This window comes from Nodosilinea nodulosa PCC 7104 (assembly GCF_000309385.1).
GTDB classification, from domain to species: Bacteria; Cyanobacteriota; Cyanobacteriia; order Phormidesmidales; family Phormidesmidaceae; genus Nodosilinea; species Nodosilinea nodulosa.
Window position 1 is genome coordinate 4,229,816 of the sequence record NZ_JH976537.1, and the last position, 24,556, is coordinate 4,254,371.

Here is a 24,556-nt window from a genome sequence, read left to right on the forward strand (position 1 = left end):
GAACGAGGTTAACGGTAAAGAATTTGACAGACAGAATTCAAAGCTCTGATCTTAAAGCTGTTGATCTATATGTTACACATCGTAACAGGCATTCATAAAACCAGCATGCTTCCACAGAATGTTTTCGCTTTTGCCGTGCTCAGGCCTCAACCGAGGCGCAACTAGGCCAACCGTACTGGTATCTGGCGATCGCGCAAATGCTCCTTGATCTGCTGTACCGTAAGCTGCCCATAGTGCAGTAGCGAGGCCAAGAGTGCGGCCTCAGCCCGCCCCTCCGTCAGCGCCTCGTGAATGTGGTCACAGGTGCCTGCCCCGCCAGAGGCAATTACGGGCACCGGCACGCGATCGGCAATGGCGCGGGTGAGCGTCAGGTCGTAGCCCGCCTGGGTGCCGTCCGCATCCATACTGGTGACGAGCAGTTCGCCAGCACCGTGGTTGACAACGGTTTCGGCCCAGTGGAGGGCGTCTAGCCCGGTATTTTCGCGGCCGCCCCGCACGTAGACATCCCAGCCGGGGTTGGTGGGGTCTTCGCGGCGGCGAGCATCGATGGCCACCACAATACACTGGGCCCCAAAGCGATCGCTGGCCTCCCGAATTAGCTCCGGTCGCTTGACCGCCGCCGAGTTGATGCTGACTTTGTCTGCTCCAGCTCGTAACAGTTTCTTAATGGTCTCTAAGGATTGTACGCCGCCACCCACCGTCAGCGGGATAAACACCTGCTCCGCCGTGCGGTACACCACGTCGTAAATAATGTCGCGGTCTTCGTGGGTGGCCGTGATATCGAGAAATACCAGCTCATCGGCCCCCGCCCGGTTATAGGCCTGGGCCAGTTCGACCGGATCGCCCGCATCGCGGAGATCGACAAAATTGACCCCTTTTACTACCCGCCCCGCTTTGACATCCAAACAAGGCACAATCCGTTTCGCCAGCATGAGCGTTCTCCCTATTGACCTTGGGTTCGGGCAGGCCTGCCCGTCGTCCCCGAACGGGCTAGCCCGTCCAGACACCCTATTTCCTGCGGCAGCAGATTAACCCTTTTCAAGTTTCACACATAGAGGATTTTGAGGATCAGATTTTGACGATCACCAGGGGCCAAGACGCTGATACACTGTGTTTTGGTTTTATTGTTGGATATGCAGTTGGAGCCCTCAGTAAACATGGGTTTAGAGATTGGCCAGAAGGTGAAAGTATCCCGTCTTCGCGATCGGGTTTCGAAGGATGTGGCGGCTTACCTCGGCAAGCGCGGCGTTGTGAGTCAGTTCAAGATGGTAGATGGCAGCGGCGTGGGCGTAGTGGTGGAGTTTGAAGATCGCTACACCACCTGGTTTTTTGAAGATGAGCTGTCGGTGGTTCAATAGTCAGGCGGCAAGCGGCATTCAACGAACTGTAGCGGGCGGCATCACCAGGCCGAGGTTTAGGGCTGCTAGAATCCCGGCAGGATTTTTGCTGACTCCGGGCAGCCATGCCTCTCTTCGGGGGGATGGGTGAATGCGTTGGGCCAATTACGATCTTGAGCCAGGCGCCTGAGCGAGAAATCCCAGCGCGGAAGCCGAGACAAAATCCCTTACTAAACCGTTCGGGGACTAGTCGTTGGATACGGGCGTCTTCGGGCTGAGCTTCGGCAGCGTCCCCAATTTCGCCTCTGGGCTTATCCTTAAACCCCGTTGAGGCAGAGCGGTCTTCTGCGGCGATCGCCCGCAGTCCGATCATCTCTGTAGTCATGACCTAACGAAACGTGCAGGCCGATTTTTTATGGCACTAATTCTCACCTATTTGGGTAAGGGCGGCTGCGGCACCACCACCGTCGCGATCGCGGCGGCCAAGCAGCGGGCGCGGGCGGGGCAGCGGGTGCTGCTGGTGGTGCAGGATGTGACCCCGGCCCCGGCCCTGCTGCTGGGGCATCCCCTCAAAGCCGAGCCCGCCGAGGTAGAGGCGAACCTGTGGGCCGTGCAGTTTCAGGCGGCAACCCTGCTGGAGCAGAGCTGGGATGAGGTAAAGGCGCTGGAGGCCCAGTACCTGCGCACGCCCTTCCTTAAGGCGGTCTACGGCCAGGAGCTGGGGGTGCTGCCGGGTATGGACAGCGCCCTGGCGCTAAATGCTCTGCGCCAGCTCGACGCCAGCGATCGCTACGATGTGATTGTCTACGACGGCAGCGATGCCCTAGCCACCCTGCGCATGCTGGGTATGCCTGAAATTTTGGACTGGTATCTGCGGCGGTTTCGCGGCGTGTTTCAGCAGTCGGATGTGGGGCGAGTGCTGTCGCCGTTTTTGCAGCCCATGGCCTCGGCGGTGCTGGCGGTGGACTGGTCAGGGGATGTGCTGGATCAACCGACCGGGCAGGTGCGATCGCAGCTAGAAGACGGCAGACAGGCCGTCACAGACCCCAGCCGAGTCGCCGCCTTTTTGGTCACCACTCCGGCCCCTGGCGCGGTAGCCACCGCCCGCTACCTGTGGGGCAGCGCCCAGCAGATCGGCCTTACCGTGGGCGGTGTAGTAGTCAACGGCGGCGGTCTCGAGCGCGATCAGACCACAGCCTTCGCGCCCCTGCCCCAGGTGGCCCTGCCCCAGGTTCTGGAGCAGGGCTGGGAGGAGGCGATCGCGGCCCTGCCTGACCCGGTTAAGTGGGCCGCCGCCGCCCCCCGCCCGGTCAGCGTGGATGTGGCGGCCAAAACCGTGCGCTTGTTCCTGCCCAGTTTTGACAAAACTCAGGTCAAGCTCACCCAGTACGGCCCCGAGGTTACCATCGAAGCGGGCGATCAGCGGCGCAACCTGCTGCTGCCAGCGGCGCTCCAGGGCAAGGCCGTGGCTGGGGCCAAGTTTCAAGACCAGCACCTGGTGATTTCCTTTAGCTAGGAAACGGGCTCCATACCGCTGCCGTGCTCCGGCGAGCGCGGCAGCGGTATGTCATCGGTTCCCAGGAAAACCATGCCGACCTCAGCCATGGTTTGATCCTGACCTCAGAAATGTGGCACCGTGGGTAGAGATCGCGATCGCCCAAGCTTTTATCGACCCGTAGCAGTTATCTCCCCACCATGGCTGAACCATCGTCTTCCATCCCGGTTAACGACGCTCCAGACGAGGCGGTGGCTGGCACCGCTGAAGCTGAGGCAGCAGCGACACCAGCAGCGGCCGCTCAGGGCGACGCCACCCGCCAGCTCTTGGGCATGAAGGGCGCCAAGACTGGCGAAACCTCCGTCTGGAAGATTCGCCTCCAGCTGATGAAACCGATCACCTGGATCCCGCTCATCTGGGGTGTAGTGTGTGGGGCAGCCTCCTCCGGCAACTACCGCTGGACCCTAGAATACGTGCTGATTGCCGCCGCCTGCATGCTGCTCTCGGGGCCTCTGCTAACCGGCTACACCCAAACCCTCAACGACTTCTACGATCGCGACATCGACGCCATCAACGAGCCCTACCGGCCCATCCCCTCCGGAGCCATCTCAATTCCCCAGGTGGTGACCCAAATTTTGCTGCTGCTGGTGGGGGGCATTGCCGTTGCCTACGGCCTCGATCGCTGGGCAGGCCACGACTTTCCCACCATTACAGCTCTGGCCCTTGGCGGGTCGCTGGTGTCGTACATCTACTCAGCTCCGCCGCTCAAGCTGAAGCAGAACGGCTGGCTGGGCAACTACGCCCTCGGGGCCAGCTACATCGCGCTGCCTTGGTGGGCGGGCCACGCCCTGTTTGGCGAGCTGACCTGGCAGATCGTGGTGCTGACTCTGTTTTACAGCCTGGCGGGCCTGGGCATTGCTGTGGTCAACGATTTTAAGAGCGTGGAGGGCGATCGCCAGATGGGCCTCAAGTCGCTGCCGGTGATGTTCGGCGTCACCACCGCCGCCTGGATCTGCGTCCTGGCGATCGACATTTTTCAGGGGGGCGTAGCGGCTTATCTGATGGCCATTCATCAAAACCTCTACGCGGTGCTGCTGGTGCTGCTGATCATTCCCCAGATCACCTTTCAAGACATGTACTTCCTCCGGGATCCCTTGGGCAACGATGTTAAGTACCAGGCCAGCGCCCAGCCTTTTTTGGTGCTGGGTATGCTGGTCACGGGGCTAGCGCTGGGGCACAGGGTACTTTAAGGGGATCCGCTCAATCGTGGCTGTACCCTTGAAGAAATGACCGAAACCCCATACAGTTCACAGAGGATATGAAGGGCAACGGTGCTATGGCTCGATCTTGGTTAACCTGGCTGTCGTCTCCTGCAAGGAAGCCGTCGTCTTCGGCAGGGCGCAGGGCCTCTGGGCGCAACGCCTCTGAGCGCAAAGCCTCTGAGGTGAGTTCAACCAATTTTTCTGGCACAACCTCCTCGCGGCAATCGATCGAACCGTCCAACCCGTCGCGGGAGAGGCCAACGCCGCCGCGCCGCTACCGGCCCTTGTTTTTGCGGCCCCTGTTTTGGGTTGTGCTGCTGACCGGAGCGGGCATCGCTGGCGGCGGTACTCGCGCTTACCGAATATTGCAGGCGACAAACGCTGCCCTACCCGACTCCAGTGCCGCCCTCACCTACCAGCGCGATGGCACCGTGACCATGGTTTCGGCCGATGGTGTCATTCTGCAAAAGATTGGCCCCGCCAGCCGCGAAACCATCACCTACGACGACATTCCAAAGTATCTGGTAGACGCGTTCATTGCTTCCGAAGACCAGCGTTTTTACGAGCACAACGGCGTTGACTATCGCGGCATTGCCCGGGCTGTTGTCGCCAATGTGCAAAGCCGCGAGACAGTCGAAGGGGCGAGCACCATTACCCAGCAGCTAGCCCGTATTGTCTTCCTTGACCAGGAGCGCAGCTATCAGCGCAAGCTGAAAGAAGCCCTGATGGCGATCAAGCTTGAAAAAAGCTTGACCAAAGAGCAGATCATTGAGCGCTACCTCAACCTGGTGTACCTGGGTTCGGGGGCCTATGGCGTTGCCGATGCCGCCTGGATTTACTTCGGCAAAACCATTGACCAACTCACCGTAGCCGAGTCGGCCATGATTGCTGGAATGGCCCCGGCGCCCAGCCTCTATTCCCCGGTGGTCGATGCAGAGTCGGCTCGCAACCAGCGCGATCGGGTAATTCGCCGCATGCTGGAGACCAATACGATTACTGAGGCACAGGCCAACGAGGCCCTTAACGCCGATGTGGATGTCTCCCCCAAACAGCCCAAATTTCTCTACAGTGAGTTTCCCTACTTCACTATTTACGTTCAAAAGCAGCTCGAATCTGTGCTTTCCCCCGACCAGCTAGAGGCTGGGGGGCTGACCGTAGAAACGACGCTCAATGTGGTCTGGCAGCGTCGCGCCGAAGAAACGATTGAAAACGCCGTGGTTCGCTACGGCAGTTGGCAGGGGGTAGGCCAGGCGGCCCTGGTAGCTGTCGATCCCCGCAACGGCGAAATCAAAGCCATGGTGGGCGGCACCAACTTTAACAGCAACAACCAGTTTAACCGGGTAACCCAGGCCCAGCGGCAGCCAGGGTCAACCTTTAAGACCTTTGTTTACTCGGCGGCGATCGCAGGGGGCATGTCGCCCTACAAAAACTATATGGACGCTCGCTACGTAGTAGACGGCTACGAACCCAAGAATTACAGCAAAAGATACAGCGGCAGCATGGATTTGCGCCAGGCCCTGCGCAACTCGGTCAACATCATCGCTGTAAAGCTACTGGTGGATGTGGGCTTCGACCCAGTGATCGAGCTGGCGAAGCGCATGGGCATTGAGTCGCCGCTGCTGCCAGCCTACTCGCTGGCCCTGGGCACGTCCGAAGTCAATCTGCTAGAGCTAACCAGCGCCTACGGCACCCTCGACAATAAGGGAGTGCACCGTCCCGCCCACGGCATTCGGCGGGTGCTCGACAGCAATGGAGAGGTCATTTACGAAAACCCTAACGAGTCGGTGCAGGCGATTGACGCTGACTCGGCAGCCATTATGACCTGGATGCTGCGCGGAGTAGTGGAAGGAGGAACCGGCGGCAACGCCTATTTGGGTCGCCCAGTGGCGGGCAAAACTGGTACCTCCGAGGAGTATCGCGATCTCTGGTTTGTGGGCTACATCCCACAACTGGTGGCCGGGGTGTGGATGGGCAACGACGACAACACGCCTACCCATGGAGCTAGCAGCACAGCCGCCGCGATCTGGCACGACTTTATGGCCAAACTCACCGACGATATTCCGGTAGAGCAATTCCCAAGCCTGCCCCGCCTGGGAGGGCGCGAACCGACCATTACCCTCAGCCCCCTTAAGCCAGGTCGAGTTGTTGCCGATTCTGGGCCGTCTCAACCATCGGAATCTGCCTCTAGGTCTAGCGGTGAGAGTCGTCAGGTGGCCAGGCAGTCAGAAAGCGAGAGTCGCCGCAGTGAAGAGAGTTCCACTTCCAGTGGCGACAGCAACAGCCAGGGCACTGGCGACAGTACCGAAACCTCTGATTCAGCGGAAGCAGCTACTCCGGCCATTACCAATGAACCGCCAGCCGTAGCGCCGGTTAGCCCAGCGCCTCGCCCCGTCAATACGGCCCCGGTAGCGCCTGCCCCTGCGCCTATACCAGCCGCCCCGGCCCCTGCGCCACCGCCAATTGTGGCACCCCCACCCCCCCTTGAGGCACCCCCACCCACCAGCAGCGGGGAATAGACCCTAGGGCATAGATAGCTGGTCGATGGCGGGCGTCGGGGGCACCAGGCTCAGACCAGGGGATGATCCCCCAATTGGTCTATCGTCGTAGGATGGTAGATAGCTAATTACTGATTTTGGAGTCTGATATAGCTATGACACTCTTTTTTGCGATCGCAAGTGAAAGCCTTTCCTCCCCGTTTGTGCTGGTTTACGTAGTAGGGTTTGTGGCTGCGGTGACCATCGGCTCAATTGCCTGGTACAACTCGAAGCGGCCTGCCGGTTGGGAAAATAAAGAAAAGCCTGACTTTGTTCCCACCGTGAAACCTGAAGAGGGAAAAGAGGGTTAAGCCTAGTAGACTGCGGCACAAGTGTGGCGACTATTGCCAATCGCGAGGGAGCATGGGAGCTAGGGAGCCAGGTGCTGGAATAGTCGGCATATTTCAGCCTTCGAGTACTAGTTTCCCCCAAATTTGTGTCGAGTAAAATAAAGGGAGAGCGCTCAGGGGGCCAACAGGATGGCCAAGCAGCGACAGAAGCGTGGAACCGCAGGCGATAAAACGATTTGTCTCCCCCTTGCAGACGACCTCGACTACGCCACTTTGGTGGAAGATCGTGAAGCCTCTCGCCAGTGTCTCGATGAGCAGATTGCGGCTCACCCTGAACTGTTTCCCGAAGGCATTGAGGTCGGTTATCGCTTTCAGACTGGGTCGAGTCCTCCCGCCAGCAGATTCAGACCCGCTAGATTTTGCTCCCGAGGATGAAGGAGATGTATCAACTGCGTCCGGATTTTGTGATGCCGTACATGGGTGAATTGGCAGAAATGGCGAATAGAGAACTCTATCTGCGGAAGCATGGTCTGGCGTTTGGGGGCATTGCCCATGTGCTGGGTTGCTCCGAGATGCACTGGTATCGGCTCTACCAGTCGTTGGGGTGAGCCTCTATTGTCGGGGCTACCCTGAAAACGGAAACGGCGCTTCTCCAATCTAGTTGCGGACGAAAAGCACTGTGATTGGCAAGGGAACCGTGCAAATCTGGCCGTCACCGCCGCCCAAGGGTGCATTTTGGGGCCGGTCTGAGGACCAGTGCGGGGCAGCACTGACTCACTGAAGCCCATGGCGTATTCCAGCAGGAAGCGGCCCATTATGCCCCTGACTATACTCCCGAAACGGCAACCACCAATGGGTGGGACGCCACCCGAGCCGCCTGGGAAACATTATTTCCTGGCGTCGTCTGGATTCTGTGCTTTCTCCATGAAGTGATTAAGATTCGGGATTGGTGCCGATCGAAACCCGCGCTCCGGCAACAACTCCTCGACCAACTCTGACCTGTCTATCAGGCTACCAGCAAGCGACGCTTTGCCCAACGACTGTGACGGTTGCTGGAGTGGGTGAATACGCGCACCTTGCCAAGGCCATTGACGGGCGCTTGCGACGGTTGAAAGGCAAGTCTCAATTTTTTCAACGGGCCTTTGACTTCCCTGACGCTTATCGCACCAGTAATCAAGTGGACCGGCCAATGAACTATCTCGACCGCACCTTGTATGCTATGCAAGATTTCCACGGGAAATGGGGCTCCGCCGAGCAATCCAGTCGGGCCATGGCGTTACTCTTGATTGCTTCGTCGTTGAATGACAGAAGGCGGTTGCCCAGGGGAACTGACGGACCTAGGCCTGAACTTGTCAAGCAGCACAGGGCAGCGATCGCCCCCGCCGTCCAGTCGCTAGCCATGGCACACCCCTTACCACAACGGGCAACCCATGGGGTAGGCTAAGAAAGCAATCGACACACCCCCAAACCTATGGCTAACCTCGACCCCACTGTGACCCCCACTATCGAGCGCCCCAAATCGGGCTTTAACGACTATGCCGAACGGCTAAATGGGCGGGCCGCCATGCTGGGGTTTGTGGCGCTGGTGCTGTTTGAGGCCGTAACCGGGCAGGCGATTGTAACTTGGCTGGGGCTGCGCTAGGTAGACAATATCCCTCCGTTTGGGAAACCTATTGCGTGAGCAGGATTAGTTCCCCTACGACGTTGCAGTCATGTCTTACGCTGCACCTCTGCCTGTTAAGGCAAACCTGGGGATTCTCTAAAGCCTGGCCGCCATCAACTTTGCTGCACTTGGGAGACTGACCATTAAAGCGCTGTTTAGAAAACAACCGTGGCTGGCCACGGCGCTCACCGTTGGCGCTGTCGATGGCCTAATGGGGTCAGTGGAGGAAAAGGTCTCCCTGGCCCTGTTTGGGCTACTTTTGGCGGGCGGGGCGGTAACCCTGAGCTGGGGCCAAATTCAGCGCCACGCCACAGCTAGCAAAATGCCGGTCGTGCTGCACCCGCCGGGGCAGATCTATATGCCCCCATCCACGGGCCTAAACGATCTACAGGCCAGTACGGGTGACGAGTCTACTCCCTGAAGCGGACATTTGGCCTGGGCACAGGAGCGGCAGCTGGCGCTGATGACGAACTCTACACTGCGCTGCCGATACAGGCTGACGTTCTGGCGAATGTAGCCCTCAATTTCCAGCTCCGAGAGGTCGTCAGCAATCAATATTGCCTGGGGGCTACTGAGGGTTTGGCGGCTGAGGTTGATGTGGGCCAGGTTGTCGCAAAAGCTGACCTGGGGTGAATGTACGACTACCGGCAGCTTCTGGGACTGGCTGCGAAAAGCTTCCGGGCGCTGCTGGGCGTAGTGGTCTTTGAATTGCAGGGTGACGGTGCCGTCGGTGTAGCAGCGGCTGCGAATGTGGCGCTGAAAGGGCACGGTGAGAAAGCCTTCGGGGGTGAGGCTGTACCACCACGACTTGTGCCAGCCCTGGTTGGGCAGATTGAGAATGTGCTGAATATCGTCAGGCTCAAAGCCCGATCGCGCTAGCAGGGCCTCGGCCTCGGCCAGGGGCACATTGTGGGCCAGGGTGGCCAGGTCGGAGTGGCAGGGGGTAATCGCCTGGTACTCTCGATGGTTGCTGACATCGGGCAGCGGCGCCTCGGGGTAGGACCCGGCCAGCACGCAGTTGATGTGCTCGAAGGTGAGCACCGCATCTATGCGGCCCTGGCCCTGGGAGCTATGGCAAGGGAGTGGTACGCCCACTTCGACGGTGACCGTGCCTATTTCGTGGGGATGGGCGATCGCGGGCAGGCTTTCGCTCAGCAGCGATCGCAGAAAGACATCATCGGCCACGGCCAGGGCCAGCTGCGGGTCAACCGCCACCGGCAGGGCGGTCTGCTGACGCTGGGAAGACGGGGCGAGAGGAGAGCTAACCATCGGTAAACACTCGCCAGAAGGGATGCTGCGATGGCCCGTGGGCCAGGGTTAACTGTCGCGATCGGACACGCATTCGAAGGCGCGGTTGAGCGCGATGGAGTCAGGCTAGATCTAGCCCTTTAACCCTCAAGTTTTCACTGTTCTATCAATCAGATGGGTCAGCGTGTGCCCCTAGGCCAGGAAACGTTGCACAGGTTCGCACAGCGCAACGTAAGCGCTGCACTTTGTTACTGTTTTTAGCGATCTCAGGGTCAGAACCTCACCGCAGGCCACAAAAAAGCGCCGCAACCGCAGCGCTTTGGGGGTTATACCAAGTCCAGACGTGGGGTTCTCCCCCAGGCAAAGCTTCGTCTCTAGACTTGAGTGAGGATTGTCTAGGGGTTAAACACACACAACCAACCAAAACCTAAACCTGAGCTGAGTCATCACCATGGGCTGATTCACTGCCGTCCAGCACTTCAATGTGGACGGGGGTAGGGGCAGCAGTCTCCTCGGACCGGCCAATTTTGCCGTAAACCATGGCCACGAGGGAGCGAATGCCGCGCACCAGAGGCCGGACAAAACCGTAGCGATCGCCAAACTCGCTGGCCATCTCAGTGTCGAAGCGATCGATCTGAGTTTGCAGATTGGAAAGCAACTGCTGGGCCCAGTCCACCTTGCGATCGTTGGCCAGGTAGCGCAGGTCGGCAAAGATTTGCGCCCAGGTCGGAGCAGTTGCCTCGGTTTCGGTAGCGGCCTCGGCGTGAATACCTTCGGCGTGAATACCTTCGGCGTGAATGCCTTCGGCTTGGACGGCCTCAGCTACAGCGTCGGCGACGGCTTCAGCAGCGGCAGCATCGGCGGCTTCGTTGGCCCTGAGTTGCTCAATCATTTCGGACAGGGTTTTACGGCCCTGGGTTTCGATTTCGCTAGAGCCCTCTCTTAGCTCAGCCAAGGCTTCGATCGCGGCCGTTTTAACGATGTCGCGAATGCGTTCTACGCGCTGTCCACCCTCTTTTTGGGCTTTTTCCCACTCGGTCTTAACGCGGTCTTGTACAGGATGAGCCATGGATTTTCTCCTAATAAAAAATGAGTTGAAAGCTGGGTAAGCTAAGTCCAAATCGGCCTCTGGCTTTTTAAGCGGCAGAACCCCGTCTATGGACCGCGATTGGCGCTAAAGCTAGGTCTAGAGGACAGCGACAGAATCTACGTCAATCACTGTTTCGTGGATATCGGTTGCTTCTGCCCTGGTGATAGACTCATCCACCTGGCGCAGGCTGCGCTTGCGATCGAGCAGAATTTGGGTAATTTCGGTAATGGCGATCGTGGCGACTAGGCCATCGTCAATCCAGCCCAAAACCGGAAATACGTCAGGGGAAATATCAATGGGGCTGACCAGATAAACCAGAGTGCCAAATAACACAACCCAACGATACTTAGAGTTGCGCAGCAGCTTGCGATACCAGTTCATAAAAGGCTTGCCGAAAAATTGTTTTGCCATTGCTATCTCCTTTCGCCAACACCATCATCTTGCCAGAGCGAAAGGGTTAATACAGGTGTGGCTTACCCATGGAAAAGCGTGGTTTTTACACCGAATCGACCGTACAGCAAAAGCCGTAGGGACGCGATTAATCGCGTCCCTACGGCTCTCCGGGGTATGATGTGGCAAATTTTGCTGGCAATTGGGCTATGTCTTCTTTCCAACTGCGTATTTATGTTCCACCCCATCCGCTGGTGAAGCACTGGCTGGGGGTCGCCCGCGATGCCGAGACGCCGGGGCCGCTGTTTCGTTCGGCGATGGAAGAACTGGGCCGCTGGCTCACCTACGAAGCCATTCGCGAGTGGCTACCGACGATGGATACGACGGTCGATACGCCCCTCGGCCCGGCTGCGGCTACTTTTATTAACCCCGATGTGCCGACGATGATTGTGCCGATTTTGCGGGCGGGACTGGCGCTGATGCCGGGGATTCAGGCGCTGGTGCCCCTGGCCTCGGTGTACCACGTGGGCTTTGTGCGCAATGAAGAAACCCTGGAGGCGAGCTGCTACCTCAACAAACTGCCCGACCGGCTTGACCCCCAAACTAAGGTTTTGATCAGCGAACCGATGCTGGCCACTGGCGGCACTATCATGGCGATGATGGACCTGCTCACCCAGCGGGGCATTGACCCGGCGGCGGTGCGAATTATTTCTATCGTGGCGGCCCCCCCGGCGCTGCAAAAGCTGGCGGCGGCCTACCCCACGGTGACTATCTACACCGCCATGATCGATGAGACAGTGAACGAACACGGATTTATTGTGCCGGGGCTGGGGGATGCGGGCGATCGCACCTTTGGCACCTAGCTCTCGCCCATGGATCTACGCCCCCGCCGCCGGAGAGAAGGGCTCAATTTCTCGGGGCGGCCTGTCATTAGGCCTGGCAGTTTGGCACAATTAGGATATTGTGGGCATTGGTTTTGCCAGATAAACGTTTTTGGGTGAGATAAATAACGACCTATGAGTCAGCAGGACAACTTCGTCGGCGGATTTTTGCTCGGTACCCTCGTAGGCGGTGCCCTGGGCGGCGTTGTAGGCGCTTTGGCGGCCTCACGCATTCAGTCGGGGGGCAGCAAGCCCAAGCCCTCCCTCCCCAAAACAGACGGCAATCTGGCCTTTGGCGAGTTTGCCGACAGCGATGAGGACAGCATTGAGGCCGCCCGCCTGGGCCTAGAGGCCAAAATTGCCCAGCTCAACGACGCCATTGATGACGTGCGCCAGCAGCTTGGCGGCATTAACGGCCACTCCGAGCACCCCTGGGAAAACCCGTCCCGCATTGACTCTTAAGCAAATCTCCCGAGTTTGCTCCCGTTCAGGGCGAAGCAAACCGTTACACTAACTGACAGAGAAAGACGTTCCGTGTATTGTTGGTAACGACTACTGCCGAGGTTCTCAAATGGACATATTGGTACAAACCCTCACAACTTTTCTTTCGATTTATACGATCCTGCTGATCGTGCGCATTCTGCTGAGCTGGTTTCCCAATGTGGATTGGTTTAGCCCCCCTTTCTCGGTGCTCAGCCAGCTGACCGACCCTTACCTCAATCTGTTTCGGTCGATCATTCCTCCTCTGGGTGGTATTGACCTGTCCCCGATTTTGGCGTTTTTGCTGCTGTCCTTTGTGCGGCAGGGGTTGGTTGCGATCGCGGCGGCAACCGTATCCACCTACGCCTACTTCTAGACCCCTATCTCTAGATCTGCTTTGGGCCTGGCTGGCTGAATCCTTTTGTTCCAAAGAGGTTTGGCCGCTGGGCTTACTGCGTTTTATGCAGGCGATACGAAGCGCTGCTTTAGCAGGCCGGGTTTCTTGACTAAGGGAGGGCCAGGGGTCCCTATAATGGGGGTTTGTGACGTTCTGCCATTCATCTGCCCCTAGCTATGTCGTCTGACTCCAATCGCCCTGGCCAAAGCGCTTCCAGCCTCGAAGAAATTCGCGCGGCGCGGCTGCAAAAAGTTGAAGATCTCAAGCAGCTGGGCCTCAATCCCTTCGCCTATCGGTGGACCGTAACCGCTCAAACGGCAGACCTTCAGGCCAAATATGCCGATCTGGAAGCCGGGGCAGAAGTCGAGGTCGAGGTTTCCCTGGCCGGGAGAATCTTGGCGCGGCGGGTGTTCGGCAAGCTGGCCTTCTTCACCCTGCAAGATGAAAGCGGCCTGATTCAGCTTTACCTCGACAAAACCACCATCCAAGCCGCCATGGGCGCTGCGGATGAGAAAGCCTTTGAACACCTCAAGCAGCTCACCGATGTGGGCGATATTCTCGGCGTGCGCGGCACCCTCAAGCGCACCGAGAAGGGCGAACTCTCGGTCAAAGTGCAGGAGTACGCTGTGCTGACCAAGTCGCTGCTGCCCCTGCCCGACAAGTGGCACGGCCTCACCGATGTGGCCAAGCGCTACCGCCAGCGCTACGTCGATCTCATCGTCAACCCCGCCGTGCGCGACACCTTTCGCAAGCGGGCGCTGATTACCACGGGCATTCGCCGCTACCTGGAAGATCGCGGCTTTTTGGAAATTGAGACCCCGGTGCTGCAGAGCGAGGCTGGGGGGGCCGAGGCGCGCCCCTTCGTCACCTACCACAACACCCTGGAGATGGATCTCTATCTGCGCATCGCCACCGAACTGCACCTGAAGCGGCTGGTGGTGGGCGGCTTTGAGAAGGTGTTTGAAATTGGCCGCATTTTTCGCAATGAGGGGGTTTCAACTCGCCACAACCCCGAGTTTACCAGCGTGGAGTTTTACCAGGCCTACGCCGACTACCACGACTTTATGGATCTCACCGAAGACTTGGTGGCGACCCTGGCCAAGGATGTTCTCGGCACCCTCAAGATTACCTATCAGGGTATCGATATCGACCTCACCCCGCCCTGGAAGCGCATTTCCATGCATGACCTGGTGAAAGAGCGCACCGGGATTGATTTCCACCAGTTGGCTACCCTGGAGGAGGCCAAGGCTGCCGTCCAAGACCTGAACCTGCCCGGAATCGACAGCTGCGACTCGGTGGGCAAGCTGCTAAACGAGGTCTTTGAAGAAAAAATCGAGTCAACGCTAATTCAGCCGACGTTTTTGATTGACCATCCGGTGGAGATTTCGCCGCTCTCTAAGCCCCACCGCAGCAAGCCGGGGGTCGTCGAGCGCTTTGAGCTGTTTGTGGTCGGGCGCGAAACCGCCAACGGCTTCTCGGAGCTGACCGACCCGATCGACCAGCGGCAGCGGTTTGACTTGCAGGCAGCTCGCAAAGCCGCCGGGGATCTTGAGGCGACCGGCGTGGACGAAGATTTTCTCACCGCCCTGGAGTACGGCATGCCCCCCACCTGCGGCGAGGGCATCGGTATCGATCGCCTGGTCATGCTGCTCACCGACAGCCCCAGCATTCGCGACGTCATTGCCTTTCCGCTGCTGAAGCCGGAGCGGGAGGAGTAGGGATGGGGGCGTAGAGGCGTAGGGGCGTTGTGCAGAGGTATAGCAGCCCACGGGTAGGTTAAGGACATTTCTCAGAGCCAGCGTTCAAACGTTTGAACGTTCTCAATGTCCCTCAGCGTCCTAACTTCAGCGTCCTAACTAACGTGATGAAGGCTATACATTCAAAATCTAGACATTCCGCCGCAGCGAAAAGCCCCCAATCCTAGGACCGGGGGCTTTTCACATATAAGTAGTTCGGCTAGAAAGTGGGTTTCTGTATAGGAAGGTGCGGCCTGGGCTTGCCCGGTTAGTGACTCACCCACGCATAAGATTCCCACGGGAAGGCCCAAATTCCGAATGAAATCGAAAAAAAATCTGGAACTTCACCGAAGGTTTATAGAAGAGCGGAAAACTCTTCTCAGTAGGCACTTTTAGCTGGCCAGCAACGTCCTGGCTTAGATCGCGCTGACCTTAGCGCGATACAGCAGGCGATCGCCCTGCCGGTAGCCCACATGGCTCACCCGCACCCGCTGCCCCGACGACAGCATGCCCGCCTTGGGCTGGTGAATCTTTGGGTCGAAGGATACCTCAACTCCTACCGCTTCGATGGGGGTGATGCCCCAGTGCTGCACCAACGCTTCCACGGGCCGCACCAGGGGAATGAGCTTTTGGGCGGGCAGATCGGGCTTTTGCTGGGCCGCATGGACGGCGGTGGGCCACTGCACGAGCCAGGGCTCTAGCTGGGCGATCGCCGCCTGCTGCACCTGCTGGCGTACCGCTTCGGCCTGGGTGGCAAGCTGGGTTTGGAGGCGATCGCACTCCTGCCGCAGGGCCTTGATTTGATCGGTGGTATCGGCCCCAGCGCGATCGCCAGGGGATGCTGCAAGTCCGCTAAACATCTCGACCAGGGCGTCTAGGGGTACGTTCAGCGTCTGGCTGAGGCGTTGCAGCGCGACCACCCGCAGCCGCCCGATCTGCCCTTGCCGCAGGCCGTCAATGGCCGATCGGGGCACGCCGCTGCGCTGGCTGAGCGATCGGTAGCTGGCTATGCCCGCCTGGGCCATCAGCGATCGCAGTGTTGGGCTGTAGTCAACCGGCTCCGTCCCGAGATTCGCCATACCCTGTGCCACCGGACGCTGCTCCCCTAAAACTTCAAGTCTAGATTCTCTGGGGATTGCTGTTGCAGGTCGCGGAGATTGCTGCTGGGAGTTGAGTTTTGGTGGCGCAGGCTCTCGCCCAGGGGGTCGCGGCGCGGGGCTGGCGTCGCCGATTGGGCTGAAGAGCCAGAGCCGCTGCCGCTGGGAGTCCCCTCGCCCTGGTTAGGGCCGCCCCCCTGGTTAATAATGACGGGCTGGTTCGGCCGGGGGTTGAAGGTTTCAAAGGTGACCGCCCGCACTATCGGCGGGTTTTGACCATCGGTTACCCGCAGGGTTACGGTGGTGGTGCCCGAGGGGGGCAACGGCATGGACAGTGCGCCCTGAAGCCCTACGGTGCCGGGGGAAGGCAGCAGCTCGACCTTGGCCGTAGAGCCGCCCTCGACCCGCCACGCCACCTGAAAACCAGGGATGGACTGCCCTGGTTCCACAGGCACCAGGTACTTGGGCTGCGCGTCGCGGCCATTGATGGTAAACGAGGCAATGCGCACCGGGCGGGGCTCAATGTTGACGACCTCGCTCTGTTTGGCCGGCGGCAGCTCCCGATCCCCCAGGTTGATGGGCACCGGAGTTAGCTCAAACTGGTACTGGCCCACGTCGGTCATGCCGCTGGGCACGCCCTGACAAATCAGGCGGTCTTGAATTTGGCAAAAGGGCTGGAGTTCTTCGGGCAGGGCCACCTGGGATGGACTGCCGGGTTTCCCAGGTTTACGCAGGCTGAAGCGGCGGCCTCCCAGGGTAGCGCCATCGGGTCGCTTGACCACAAGCAGGAGGTCTTGCAGACTTTCTGGATTGGCGACAATCCAGCTGACGCGAATGCCCGCCTCGGTGACCGGAGGAGCCGTAGCAGGGCCGCTTGCCGCGACCTGGGTGCCTGCCTCCGAGTAGATCACCTGGTCGGGAGCCAGTTCGACGACTTTGGGCTGGGGCAGGTCGGCTACGGTAACCAGGCTGCTCTCGGCCTTTACGGGCGGCAGGTTGAGGGCCAGGTTGGGCAGCAGGGTGAGCTCAAATCGATACTGCCCCGGCTGGCGCAGGTCAAGGGGTATCTCTTTACAGGTCAGGAGCTGCCGAGTCTGGTCGCAGTAGGGCAGCAGGTTGACGGGCACCCCCTGGGTCAGGTCGTAGGTCTCGGGGCCATACACCAGGGTGCCGTCGGGGGCATACCCCCGCAAAAGTATCGTTTTGACCTGGCGGGGGTGGCTCACCTGCCAGCTCAGGTGGGGAGACTCGGCCTGGGCAGTGGCATACTCGCTCTGGGAGGGCGAAATATCGAGCACGTAGGGAGGGGCAGGGGTACGCCCAAAAAACCACCACAGCAAGCCGCCCAGACCGCCCAGAGCACCTACCCCGGCTGCGATCGCCAGCCGCCGCTGCCAGCGGGGGCGCGGCAGCGGCGGCGGTGGTGGGGCCAGGGTGATGGCCGTCGCCGTGGCGGCATCCTCTACCGACGGGTCGACCTGGATTTCTGGCTCCTGCCACTGTTCAATCTGAGACCCTGCCATACTTAATCACTACCCTCACGTTCCACGGTGGTGCCACAGCCGCTGCAATTGGTTCATCATAAATGGTGATGATTGCTGGTGGCATTTTACTGCTCGACCAGCAAAAGGTGGGGAAACCTCAGGGCACAGCCGCAGATTATCCCCGATTTCTCGCCCATAGCCTTTACATTTAGGTGCGATCGCCATGACAAATTACTCCCCATCCCAGACCGATCCCGATGACTTTCCCCTGGAGCCTGGCCTGGTGGATCAGGTGCACTGGATCAACGAAGAAAGTGAAGCGCCAACCTTCCCGGAGGGAGCCTGGTCCGAGCGGACTGCGGAGGTGGCTGACGTGCTTCGCCCCGGCTACCGCTATCAGGTTAAGTATGAGGCCACCTACTGGACCGCCGTTCCGGTCGAAGAAGGGACTACCTATAACCTGGGCGATCGCGTTGCCGTGCTGGGCCGCCGAGGCAACGAGCTCATGATCAGCGCCCTGCCCCAGCCCTCCGAGTCGTGATTCACATCGCACTCCAATCACCCTTCGGAGCGAGGAGGATCGCTGTCTGGGCTAGCCTGGGTCACCGCGATCGGGCTGACGCACCCCGCTGCCCCGACCGATGTCACCCCCTCTATCAGGCGATCGGGCGACGATAGACCTGCCAGCCAACCCGGCTGTCACCGTCCCCCAAAGCTCCCGAGGAAACCCCCATGGACCTGACGTATCGCGGCATTGGCTACAGCACCGCCGCCCCCAGCTTTGAGGCTACGGCAATGACAGAAATGACGGAGAAAGGCACCTTTCGCGGGACGCGGTTTGCCTGGAAACAGTATTACTCTGCCGCACCTGTAGCCGCCAATTGCCAGGTGCCCCTGCGGACTGAGCGCACCGCCTCATGGCCACTGTTTTGAGCGCGACCGGGCCACCGCCTTCAACACCAGCAACAGGCATCCCTCGGCTACGGCTGGGGGATTTTTTTTAGGCGATCGCAGCATTCAGCTGGGGGGACTGACTAAGCCCATCCGAATTTCAGAGCAAAATGAGGCGATTTGAACGGTATTCCCGCTTTTGAGCACGCTGGTGCGCATGCGCAGGTTGGGGTTGACAAACCACAGCCGTTCTTCCACCTGTCCTGCCTCGGTGGGAGTGACAATGGTAAGGATCTCATTCTCTAGCCGGTAGTTGCCCTGGAGTGCCGGGGAGGACGACGCGGCCTGCACCAGCACCCCAGTTTCTGCCTCGGTGGGCGGAAAGATTACCATCAGGGCTGTGCTCTGGATTTTCTGGGTTTGCCCATCGATCTGGCTATCTTGGTGAATGCGCAGGCCGCAGGCAATTTGGCTGGGGTCGTGGCCGAGGGGGGCGCAGGCCTGGGCCAGATCGCCATCGGTGGCGGGCAAAAATTCAATTAGCAGATTAGACTTCCCCGCTTGGGAACTCTGTCCAGCCAGATCGTGGGTGGTGCGCTGAGAAAACCACTTGCCGGCCAGGGTTTCAAAAAAGTTCACAATGTCCATGGGAATAATCTGCGTTTGGCCAAATCGTCACAGTCTTTAATTCTACGGTGAAGCGCCACTTTTCTGGCCTGAGGATTGGCGAGAAAGAAACTCAACCCCCGAGCCGTCAAGGCCTTGGGGCGATCGCTCTCGGCCCTGGAGCCTGTCTTTGAAAATGTATACAAATGTTGCGACGCAAAAAGTGCTGAACCCCTTTTCCCGTAAGAATTAGAGAGCATCACAGAGTGATAAGCTAACGGTTACGCTTAAATTTGTTTTTGTCACGTTAGTTCTTGTAAAACGCTGTTCTTGTAAATTGGTGACGCCTTCCATGACCGCAGTGAACCAGGTACCTTTGTTGCTCCGCGCCGCCCGCCACGAAGCGCTAGAGCGTCCTCCGGTGTGGATGATGCGCCAGGCCGGGCGCTACATGAAGGTGTACCGAGACCTGCGCGACAAGTACCCGTCCTTTCGCGATCGCTCCGAAAACGCCGACCTGGCCATTGAAATTTCGCTCCAGCCCTGGCGCGCCTTTCGCCCCGACGGGGTGATCATGTTCTCCGACATTCTGACGCCGCTGCCGGGCATGGGCATTCCCTTCGACATCGTTGAGAGTCAGGGGCCAATCATCGACCCGCCCATTCGCACCCAGGCCCAGGTCGATGCGGTGCACGACCTCGACCCCGAGACGGCGCTGCCTTACATTCGCACCATTCTGCAAACCCTGCGCCAGGAGGTCGGCAACGATGCTGCCGTGCTGGGCTTTGTCGGCTCGCCCTGGACCCTGGCCGCCTACGCCGTAGAGGGCAAGACCTCGAAGAGCTACACCAACATCAAGGGTATGGCCTTTAGCCAGCCCGCCATGCTGCACACCCTGCTAGGCAAGCTGGCCGACAACATCGCCACCTACGTGCGCTACCAGATCGACTGCGGCGCTCAGGTGGTGCAGCTGTTCGACTCCTGGGCCGGGCAGCTCAGCCCCATGGACTACCGCACCTTTGCCCTGCCCTACCAGCAGCGGGTGGTGCAGCAGGTGAAGCAGACCCACCCAGACACACCGCTGATTCTCTACATCAGCGGCAGCGCCGGCATCTTTGACATGATGGGTGAGTCGGGGGTCGACATCGTCAGCGTTGACTGGACGGTGGACATGGCCGATGCTCGTCGTCGCCTTGGACCCAGTATTGGTGTGCAGGGCAATATTGACCCGGCGCTGCTGTTTGGTTCGCAGTCGCTAATTCGCGATCGCATCCTCGATACGATCAAAAAAGCGGGCAATCGCGGCCACATCCTCAACCTGGGGCACGGCATTCTGCCCGGCACCCCCGAGGAAAACGCCGCCTACTTCTTTGAAACCGCAAAAAACATCGACAAGCTGCTGGCCACTGTGTAATCTCCTGGCACGCTGTAGGGGTGCCCCTACAGCGGACCCTCGCCCATGCTCACCCTTACCCAAGGCCACCTGCGGCAGCTAGAAATTTGCCCCCGCCGCTACCAGTACAGCTACCTAGAGCACGTCCCGGTTCCCACCGATCCGGCGATGCTAGAGCGGCAGTGGTGGGGGACACAGTTTCACCTGGTCATGCAGCAGCGCGAGCTGGGGCTGCCGATTGACGATTTTTTAAGGGAAGATGCGGCCCTGGATGCAGCGGTGAATGGGCTATTGGCCGCTGCCCCAGAGCTGTTTGTCCCCCAGCCCGACGTCTTTCGCCAAAGCGAGCACCGCCGCACCCTGGCCTTTAATGGCTATATTCTCACCGCCATTTACGATCTGCTGGTGCTAGGGCCAGCCTGCGGCCAAATTATCGACTGGAAGACCTACCAGCGGCCGCCCGAGCAGGCGCAGCTGGCCCAGGAGTGGCAGACGCGGCTTTACCTCTATCTCCTGGTCGAAACCAGCCACCTAAGGCCTGAGCAGGTCTCGATGACCTACTGGTTTGTGGCTCCGCCCCAGGCCGAAGCGAATGCTGAACCGCCCAGCCGTATTACCCTTACCTACAGCGACGATCAGCACCGCCGTACCGGAGCCGATTTGCAGCGGCTGACCGATCACCTGACGACCCTGCTGGCTCCCGCAGAGGATTTGCCCAAGATTGATGCGGCCCTGGGCTACTGCGCCCAGTGCCCCTTTGCGGTGCGCTGCCAGCGATGGTCCGAGCGCTTTGGGGCTGCCTACGCCACTCTGCCCGCGATCGCCGACATTGCCGAAGTCCCCCTCTGAGCACCCAGAGCTATAGAATTTGGGAGAGAAACTTTTGGGTGCGGTCTTCGCGGGGGTTGCTGAAAAACTCCTGGGGGGTGTTTTCTTCGACCAGGTAGCCGCTGTCCATGAGCACTACGCGATCGGCCACCTCGCGGGCAAAGCCGACCTCGTGGGTGACGCAAACCATGGTCATGCCCGAGTCCGCCAGCGATCGCATCACGTCGAGCACCTCCCGCACCATTTCGGGGTCTAGGGCGGAGGTGGGTTCGTCAAACAGCATCACCTTGGGCTGCATGGCCAGGGAGCGGGCGATCGCCACCCGCTGCTGCTGCCCGCCTGAGAGCTGCCCTGGAAACTTGTGGGCCTGCTCTAAAATGCCTACCCGCTCCAGCAGCTGCATTGCCACCTCCTGGGCCTTGGCCTTGGGCCAGCGCCGCACCCAAATGGGCGAAAGCGTAATATTTTGCAGTACCGTCAGGTGAGGAAAGAGATTGAACTGCTGAAACACCATGCCGACTTCGCGGCGAATGGATTCAATGTTCTTCAGGTCGTGGGACAGCTTCATCCCATCGACCAGAATGCTGCCTTTTTGATAGCTTTCCAGAGCGTTAAAGGTGCGAATAAACGTGGACTTTCCGGAACCCGAAGGCCCCATTACCACGACCACTTCGCCCTTGCTTACGGTCAGACTCACCCCTTTCAAAACGTGGAAGCCGTTGTCGTACCACTTCTCCACATTTTCGGCGATAATCATGGGCTGGTTGTCAGCGGTATTATCTCCAATGGTTTCCGTTTGAAACTGAGTCATGTTGTTTGTTATTCCAGTAGTTTCAATGGTCCTACGGGGCTAGCCTTAACCCTTTGCAGCTGGCCAACCAGCGAATGAATTAGGCATATATTCAACGTATTTTAGTGGGTCAGTACCCCCTTGCGTCGGTGAGATTTGTTACATCTTGCTTAGTGCGAGGTCTTAAGCTGTTTTTCCAGTCGTCGGCTGCCCTGAGACATGGCGTAGCACAGGCCCCAGTAGAGTAATCCGATAAACAAATAGACCTCGGCATAGCGGCCAATGAACTGCGGATTAGCCAGAATAGAGCGGCTGATTCCCAGCAGGTCAAACAGCCCCACAATGGACACCAGAGTCGTGTCTTGAAGCAGGCTGATAAATAGACCCACAATGGCTGGAATCGATATTTTCAGAGCCTGAGGAAGGACGATCAGCACCATAGACAGGGGTGTATTTAGCCCCAGGGAACTGGCGGCCTCGTACTGGCCCTTTGGAATGGCTTGCAGCCCGCCCCGCACCGTCTCAGCCAGGTAGGCGGCGGTAAATAACGTCAGGCCCAGGGTGGCTCGCAGGACCAGGTCGAGGCGAATGTTCTGCGGCAAAAACAGGGGAATCATAATCAGGCCGATAAATAAAATAGCGATCAGCGGCACCCCCCGCACCACCTCGATATAGATAGTCGACAGCCAGCGAATCACCGGCAGAGAGCTCTGGCGACCCAGCGCCAGAAGCACCCCAAACGGAAATGACAGCACAATGCTGACTAAGGACATAAATGCTGTTAGCAGCAGCCCTCCCCAGGCCGTGGTAGACACTACCGGCAGGCCCAGCCCACCCGCCATCAGCCAGAGCCCCACAAAAAAGGACAGGCCCCAAGCCAGGGAGAGCCAGTTCCCCAGCCCCGATTTCCGCTGTCCCAGCCACCGCCCCACCCAGGCCGCCGCCAGCACCAGGGCCACCAAACCCAAAAGCTTAAGCCGCACGAGCAGTGGGGCTCCCCCCTCAACGCTCGGCAGGGGCATGAGCACAATGACCAGTGCCGCAAGGCCGACGCCAATCAGCACCGAGCGACTGAACAGCCGGGTCGCCATCTGGGCTAAAACTCCCCAGGTCAACCCTGCCAGCAGGGCTATCAGGGTCAGCAGCAGCCACATCCGCCAGTACTGGTTAGCCGGAAATCGGCCCACAAAAAACAGCGGCAGGTTGGTCGGAATCACGCTCCACTTGGCGGTACTAAAGGCCCAGCGCAGGAATCCAATCACCGTATTGATCAGAACAAAACCTACCAAAATGGTTAGCAGGCTGTTGAACCAGTCGCTAAAAAGGTTTTTCTTGGCCCAGTCCAGCGGCGTTAGATTTACAGCCGACGGACGCTGGGAAACGGGAGACGGCGGATGGGTGGCACTCATGGCTAACGTTCCTGAATCTTAACGGCGCGGTTGAACTGATTCATAACCAGCGAAATAATTAAATTGACGGCCAGGTAAGTGACTGTCCATAGAAGCACTACCTCAACGGCTCGCCCGGTTTGGTTTTGAGTAGTTTGCCCAGTCGCAAAAATATCTGGATAGCCGATCGCCAGGGCCAAACTGGAATTTTTGGCGAGGTTCATGTACTGGCTGCTGAGGGAGGGAATCATCACCCTAAGGGCCTGGGGAAAAACGACCAGCCGCATAGCCAGACCGCTCTTAAGCCCCAGCGAACGAGCCGCTTCCCACTGGCCCCGAGATACCGACTGAATGCCGGCCCGCACGATTTCGGCAATAAAGGCCCCGGTGTAAAACGTCAGCCCCCCCAGCATGGCGGCGTACTCAATGGAGATCCGCAAGCCTCCTACAACATCGTTGCCGTTGGCCAGTTTCGGAAAACTCCAGCCCAGGCCAAAACAAAAAATTAATAGCGCGATCGCCCCGGTGGCCAACAGCGCCAGCAATTGAGGCCGACCGGAAACTCCCGCCTCTTCCATCACCCGCACGCGCCAGCGCCAGATAAAGTAGGCGGCTATGGCCAGCAGAACCAGAGCTGCGGTCGCAATCCAGGCCCCAGGCGTATTGGCAGGCCAGGGAATCATCAGCCCTTTTTTGCTGACAAAAGCCAGGCCCAGCAGGCGAGTTACCTCTGCCCCCTGGGAAAGCCCAAACAGGATGACGAAGTACCAGACAAAAAGCTGTAGGAGCAGGGGTGTATTGCGAACAATCTCAACATAGAGCAGGTTAATTTTGTGGACTAACCAGTTATCGGAAAAACTAGCTATGCCCGCAACCACTCCGACGGCCGTGGCCGTTAAGAAGCCCACCACAATGAGCCGCAGGGTATTCACGAACCCAACCACTAAAGCCCAGCCGTAGGTGTCGTTAGTTTGGTAGGGCAGAATACTCTCCCCAATATTGAATCCGGCCTGGTTTTTAAGGAAGCCAAAATTGAACTGCCTGCCCAACTGCTGGAGATTTCGGTTCATATTCCCCAGCAAAATTGAGATTGTGACCAGCACCACAACCAGCACCACAACCTGAAAGGCCAGACGGATAAAGCGATCGTCTCGCCAGATAGGAACTTTCTCATCTGAGGAGCGAAGGGATGTCATAAAAGGCCTCATCAAAGGAAGGTGCTCTTTTGCCGTAGCGTCTGGCCCCTAGGACCAGGCGCTACGGCTAGTCAGTCCAG

25 protein-coding genes are annotated in these 24,556 nt (G+C 58.9%); 15 read left to right on the top strand and 10 right to left on the bottom strand.

The window, feature by feature from the left end; genetic code table 11:
- Positions 1-161: 161 nt before the first annotated feature.
- On the bottom strand, positions 162-932 hold the full coding sequence (gene hisF / locus LEPTO7104_RS0119585; RefSeq protein ID WP_017300283.1) for an imidazole glycerol phosphate synthase subunit HisF: 771 nt from the start codon (positions 930-932) through the stop codon (positions 162-164).
- A 225-nt stretch (positions 933-1,157) separates the two neighbouring features.
- Here hisF and petP point away from each other — a divergent pair, with 225 nt between their 5' ends.
- The 7 genes from petP to LEPTO7104_RS40280 all read left to right on the top strand — a co-directional run bounded on the left by petP (position 1,158) and on the right by LEPTO7104_RS40280 (position 8,560).
- The gene (gene petP / locus LEPTO7104_RS0119590) at positions 1,158-1,358 is read left to right on the top strand and encodes a cytochrome b6f subunit PetP (RefSeq protein ID WP_026072868.1); all 201 of its coding nucleotides are present in this window, start codon (positions 1,158-1,160) and stop codon (positions 1,356-1,358) included.
- Positions 1,359-1,752: 394 nt separating this feature from the next.
- Positions 1,753-2,853, top strand: a complete 1,101-nt coding sequence (locus LEPTO7104_RS0119595) for a Get3/ArsA fold putative tail anchor-mediating ATPase NosAFP (RefSeq protein ID WP_017300285.1) — start codon at positions 1,753-1,755, stop codon at positions 2,851-2,853.
- 179 nt (positions 2,854-3,032) lie between these two features.
- On the top strand, positions 3,033-4,082 hold the full coding sequence (chlG, locus tag LEPTO7104_RS0119605; RefSeq protein ID WP_017300287.1) for a chlorophyll synthase ChlG: 1,050 nt from the start codon (positions 3,033-3,035) through the stop codon (positions 4,080-4,082).
- A gap of 86 nt (positions 4,083-4,168) precedes the next feature.
- Entirely contained in the window at positions 4,169-6,610 is a 2,442-nt protein-coding gene (locus LEPTO7104_RS34635; RefSeq protein ID WP_083887189.1) for a transglycosylase domain-containing protein, read from the top strand.
- Between the two features lie 134 nt (positions 6,611-6,744).
- Entirely contained in the window at positions 6,745-6,939 is a 195-nt protein-coding gene (psb35, locus tag LEPTO7104_RS0119615) for a photosystem II assembly protein Psb35 (protein WP_017300289.1), read from the top strand.
- Between the two features lie 419 nt (positions 6,940-7,358).
- Positions 7,359-7,526 carry a hypothetical protein gene (locus LEPTO7104_RS41755; protein WP_225887017.1) on the top strand — a complete coding sequence of 56 codons (168 nt, stop codon included), beginning with the start codon at positions 7,359-7,361 and terminating at the stop codon, positions 7,524-7,526.
- Positions 7,527-8,389: 863 nt separating this feature from the next.
- Positions 8,390-8,560: a chlorophyll a/b-binding protein gene (locus tag LEPTO7104_RS40280; protein ID WP_017300292.1), complete on the top strand. Its 171-nt coding sequence runs from the start codon at positions 8,390-8,392 to the stop codon at positions 8,558-8,560.
- Between the two features lie 375 nt (positions 8,561-8,935).
- On the opposite strand, the gene LEPTO7104_RS0119635 is transcribed toward LEPTO7104_RS40280, so the two are convergent.
- From LEPTO7104_RS0119635 to LEPTO7104_RS0119645, 3 genes are all read right to left on the bottom strand, one after another.
- Complete coding sequence (locus LEPTO7104_RS0119635) at positions 8,936-9,850, bottom strand: hypothetical protein (RefSeq protein ID WP_017300293.1); 915 nt, start codon at positions 9,848-9,850, stop codon at positions 8,936-8,938.
- Between the two features lie 406 nt (positions 9,851-10,256).
- Positions 10,257-10,898 (bottom strand): hypothetical protein, encoded by a 642-nt coding sequence (locus tag LEPTO7104_RS0119640; RefSeq protein WP_017300294.1) that lies wholly within the window; start codon positions 10,896-10,898, stop codon positions 10,257-10,259.
- Positions 10,899-11,015: 117 nt separating this feature from the next.
- Complete coding sequence (locus LEPTO7104_RS0119645; protein ID WP_017300295.1) at positions 11,016-11,330, bottom strand: YkvA family protein; 315 nt, start codon at positions 11,328-11,330, stop codon at positions 11,016-11,018.
- A gap of 188 nt (positions 11,331-11,518) precedes the next feature.
- Between LEPTO7104_RS0119645 and upp the strand changes: the two genes are divergently transcribed.
- From upp to lysS, 4 genes are all read left to right on the top strand, one after another.
- Positions 11,519-12,172, top strand: a complete 654-nt coding sequence (gene upp / locus LEPTO7104_RS0119650; RefSeq protein ID WP_017300296.1) for a uracil phosphoribosyltransferase — start codon at positions 11,519-11,521, stop codon at positions 12,170-12,172.
- A 153-nt stretch (positions 12,173-12,325) separates the two neighbouring features.
- Positions 12,326-12,652, top strand: a complete 327-nt coding sequence (locus LEPTO7104_RS0119655) for a ssl2009 family thylakoid membrane protein (RefSeq protein ID WP_017300297.1) — start codon at positions 12,326-12,328, stop codon at positions 12,650-12,652.
- Between the two features lie 109 nt (positions 12,653-12,761).
- Positions 12,762-13,046: a YggT family protein gene (locus LEPTO7104_RS0119660; protein ID WP_017300298.1), complete on the top strand. Its 285-nt coding sequence runs from the start codon at positions 12,762-12,764 to the stop codon at positions 13,044-13,046.
- Positions 13,047-13,243: 197 nt separating this feature from the next.
- Positions 13,244-14,785 carry a lysine--tRNA ligase gene (gene lysS / locus LEPTO7104_RS0119665; RefSeq protein WP_017300299.1) on the top strand — a complete coding sequence of 514 codons (1,542 nt, stop codon included), beginning with the start codon at positions 13,244-13,246 and terminating at the stop codon, positions 14,783-14,785.
- Positions 14,786-15,219: 434 nt separating this feature from the next.
- Here lysS and LEPTO7104_RS0119670 read toward each other — a convergent pair whose 3' ends face one another.
- Both LEPTO7104_RS0119670 and LEPTO7104_RS0119675 read right to left on the bottom strand, forming a co-directional pair.
- Positions 15,220-15,882 (bottom strand): helix-turn-helix domain-containing protein, encoded by a 663-nt coding sequence (locus tag LEPTO7104_RS0119670; protein ID WP_017300300.1) that lies wholly within the window; start codon positions 15,880-15,882, stop codon positions 15,220-15,222.
- A gap of 26 nt (positions 15,883-15,908) precedes the next feature.
- The gene (locus LEPTO7104_RS0119675; RefSeq protein WP_017300301.1) at positions 15,909-17,423 is read right to left on the bottom strand and encodes a hypothetical protein; all 1,515 of its coding nucleotides are present in this window, start codon (positions 17,421-17,423) and stop codon (positions 15,909-15,911) included.
- Between the two features lie 184 nt (positions 17,424-17,607).
- Here LEPTO7104_RS0119675 and LEPTO7104_RS0119685 point away from each other — a divergent pair, with 184 nt between their 5' ends.
- Complete coding sequence (locus LEPTO7104_RS0119685; protein ID WP_017300303.1) at positions 17,608-17,925, top strand: NfeD family protein; 318 nt, start codon at positions 17,608-17,610, stop codon at positions 17,923-17,925.
- A gap of 191 nt (positions 17,926-18,116) precedes the next feature.
- Positions 18,117-18,317, top strand: coding sequence for a DUF4278 domain-containing protein (locus tag LEPTO7104_RS0119690; RefSeq protein ID WP_017300304.1), 201 nt, complete (start codon positions 18,117-18,119; stop codon positions 18,315-18,317).
- Positions 18,318-18,401: 84 nt separating this feature from the next.
- On the opposite strand, the gene LEPTO7104_RS0119695 is transcribed toward LEPTO7104_RS0119690, so the two are convergent.
- On the bottom strand, positions 18,402-18,923 hold the full coding sequence (locus tag LEPTO7104_RS0119695) for a phycobiliprotein lyase (protein WP_017300305.1): 522 nt from the start codon (positions 18,921-18,923) through the stop codon (positions 18,402-18,404).
- 310 nt (positions 18,924-19,233) lie between these two features.
- On the opposite strand from LEPTO7104_RS0119695, the gene hemE reads away from it, so the two are divergent.
- Together hemE and LEPTO7104_RS0119705 are read left to right on the top strand one after the other, a co-directional pair.
- Positions 19,234-20,295 carry a uroporphyrinogen decarboxylase gene (gene hemE / locus LEPTO7104_RS0119700; protein WP_017300306.1) on the top strand — a complete coding sequence of 354 codons (1,062 nt, stop codon included), beginning with the start codon at positions 19,234-19,236 and terminating at the stop codon, positions 20,293-20,295.
- Positions 20,296-20,340: 45 nt separating this feature from the next.
- On the top strand, positions 20,341-21,123 hold the full coding sequence (locus tag LEPTO7104_RS0119705; RefSeq protein ID WP_017300307.1) for a PD-(D/E)XK nuclease family protein: 783 nt from the start codon (positions 20,341-20,343) through the stop codon (positions 21,121-21,123).
- Positions 21,124-21,133: 10 nt separating this feature from the next.
- On the opposite strand, the gene LEPTO7104_RS0119710 is transcribed toward LEPTO7104_RS0119705, so the two are convergent.
- The 3 genes from LEPTO7104_RS0119710 to LEPTO7104_RS0119720 all read right to left on the bottom strand — a co-directional run bounded on the left by LEPTO7104_RS0119710 (position 21,134) and on the right by LEPTO7104_RS0119720 (position 24,476).
- Entirely contained in the window at positions 21,134-21,913 is a 780-nt protein-coding gene (locus LEPTO7104_RS0119710) for an amino acid ABC transporter ATP-binding protein (protein WP_017300308.1), read from the bottom strand.
- Positions 21,914-22,062: 149 nt separating this feature from the next.
- Positions 22,063-23,301: an amino acid ABC transporter permease gene (locus tag LEPTO7104_RS0119715; protein ID WP_017300309.1), complete on the bottom strand. Its 1,239-nt coding sequence runs from the start codon at positions 23,299-23,301 to the stop codon at positions 22,063-22,065.
- Positions 23,302-23,303: 2 nt separating this feature from the next.
- Complete coding sequence (locus LEPTO7104_RS0119720) at positions 23,304-24,476, bottom strand: amino acid ABC transporter permease (RefSeq protein ID WP_017300310.1); 1,173 nt, start codon at positions 24,474-24,476, stop codon at positions 23,304-23,306.
- Positions 24,477-24,556 lie beyond the last annotated feature (80 nt).